The sequence below is a fragment of the Clostridiales bacterium genome (assembly GCA_012512255.1).
Lineage (GTDB): Bacteria > Bacillota > Clostridia > Christensenellales > DUVY01 > DUVY01.
Genome location: JAAZDJ010000042.1, coordinates 1 through 2,177, shown reverse-complemented (window position 1 = coordinate 2,177; position 2,177 = coordinate 1). Strand labels below are relative to the sequence as shown.

The window sequence follows — 2,177 nt, the reverse complement described above, 5'->3', positions numbered from 1 at the left end:
AATAACGGCTTTTAATAACAGATCTAAGCCTTTATGCGTTTTGTCTTTTCTACCGATAAATACGATATTTATCTCGTCGTTCTCTTTAATCGGTCTATTAAAATCTTGGGGCAATTCTATTCCATTTGGAATAATGATGTCTTTTTTAGAGAAGTAAGAGTTTTCTTGCTCTCCTTTAGATAAAAATTGTATCGCTTTTGCATTTTTTATAAATGAATTAAATAATAAAATATGAGCAACCGCTTTTTTAATAAATTTAAAAAAATGCGATTTAACAGCTTTTTTACATAAAGAGCCATGAGGAACAATGATATAAGGGATGTTTTTTAAATTTTTTGCTATTTTAATATAATTCAAAAAGTATATACCATGAAATATAACTAAATCAGGTCTATTAAATGGTTCATCTAACTTATTTATTTCAATCCTATTGAATACTTTAATATCTTGATTTTCATAATTGTAATCGCTAAGATTCAATAGAGCCGTATTCGTGTATTTTGATTGATAATAAACATGCTTTGGCACTACTACATTAATACCGATCTCTCTTTTGTTTGACAAATTAGCAATATGTAAAATTGTCATATTTATCAGCCTTTTTATATCATTTGATTTATTAATTTAACAATATGAAAATATGTTTTATCTCTATCAAAATAGTCTTCAGCTAATAGCCTATTGTTTTTTCCCATAGTTTGTATAAGTTGTTTATCCTTATAAAGTTTTAATATTGTTTCTGCTAAAACTAAACTATTATTTTCGCAATTAATTCCTGCATTATATTTTGCTAATAAATTTTGATATTCTTTATTCTCTAATGTGTTAATAACAGGCAAACCAGCTGCGGCATAATCATTTACTTTGTTAATAATGCTAGCAACAGAACCTTTTATTATGGGATTTACAGCAATATCGCATTTACATAAAATTTGCACCATATCTTTATAAGGCAATCTTCCTGTAAATTCGCAATAGATTCCTAATTCTTGGGCTTTTTTTTCAAATACATCTTTTAACGGTCCATCGCCCATTACTATAAATTTTATTTTATCATAAATTTTTTTATTTGCAATTGCAATAGCTTCAATAACGCAAGGTATATTATAACTATGTCCTAATGTGCCTATATAAACAATCCAAAACTCATCGTCAGGTTTTTTTATATTGCTTTGTTGGACATAATCATCAAAGATTTGTAAATCTGTTCCCAAAAAAACAACTAGACCTTTGGGGTCTTTTTTATTAACTTTTAGAGCTCGGTTTAGATAAGTGTTTGATACCGCAACCACTTTATCCGCTCTTTTATATATGCTATCAGCTTGTCTTTGCATCGGATAAAATAAAATATCTTTAAAAAGAGGTATTTTAAATACCATCTTAAATGCCTCGGGCCATAAATCTTGAATATCAATAATAAAGGGAATTTTGTTTTTTTGGGCATATTTTGAAACTATATTGGCCACGCTTAGGGAAGGAATGCTACAATATATTACATCAGGCTTTTTTCTTTGTTTTAAATATTTTTTTATATTTTTGCTTAATATATAATGGCTATATAATCTTTTTAAACATACATTTTTTTTGTATCCTGGTTCATCTATTAAAGTTACTCTATAATTACTTTCAAATAAAATCTTCTTATCTCTAAAATCTTTTTTTTGATGATTAAAACGACTTGTTACTATTTCCACATAATGATCTTTTATTAATTTGGCAATATACGTAAAACGACTATTTCTTCCTTCGGATTCAAGTCCCATAAATTGAGCTATTATTAATACATCCTTTTTCATAATAAAATACCTTTGCTTGTCCTACCTAAATAATAAGCGCATTTATTTTTCACATATGATTATACAACATTTTAATCTTAAAGCGTTACCGTTTTGTTAAAATATTTATTTGTTTGTTATATGTATTATCAATTTTATTTTCTAATCAAAATATCATCTTTTTTATTGTATTCTTCAAATCTATATGCAGGGAAAAAATTAATATCTTGTGTTATATTTTCCATTTTGCACAATTTATCATAAATTTCTTTATTCCAAATTTTTTTACCTATAAAAAATGAAAATTCAGTATTCTTTGAAAAATTTTTCTTGAATTGAAACAAAGTATCCTCATAGAATTTGTTTTTCCCCCTCCATGATGTATTAATTCATAACCATTTT

At 26.1% G+C, this 2,177-nt stretch carries 3 protein-coding genes; all 3 read right to left on the bottom strand.

Annotated elements, in window-relative coordinates; all coding sequences use genetic code 11:
* Window positions 1-588: hypothetical protein (locus GX756_02230; protein NLC16679.1), on the bottom strand; the 588-nt coding region annotated here is incomplete at its 3' end.
* 14 nt (window positions 589-602) lie between these two features.
* Window positions 603-1,796, bottom strand: coding sequence for a glycosyltransferase family 4 protein (locus tag GX756_02225; GenBank protein ID NLC16678.1), 1,194 nt, complete (start codon window positions 1,794-1,796; stop codon window positions 603-605).
* A 134-nt stretch (window positions 1,797-1,930) separates the two neighbouring features.
* Window positions 1,931-2,119: a hypothetical protein gene (locus tag GX756_02220; protein ID NLC16677.1), complete on the bottom strand. Its 189-nt coding sequence runs from the start codon at window positions 2,117-2,119 to the stop codon at window positions 1,931-1,933.
* Between the last annotated feature and the right edge of the window lie 58 nt (window positions 2,120-2,177).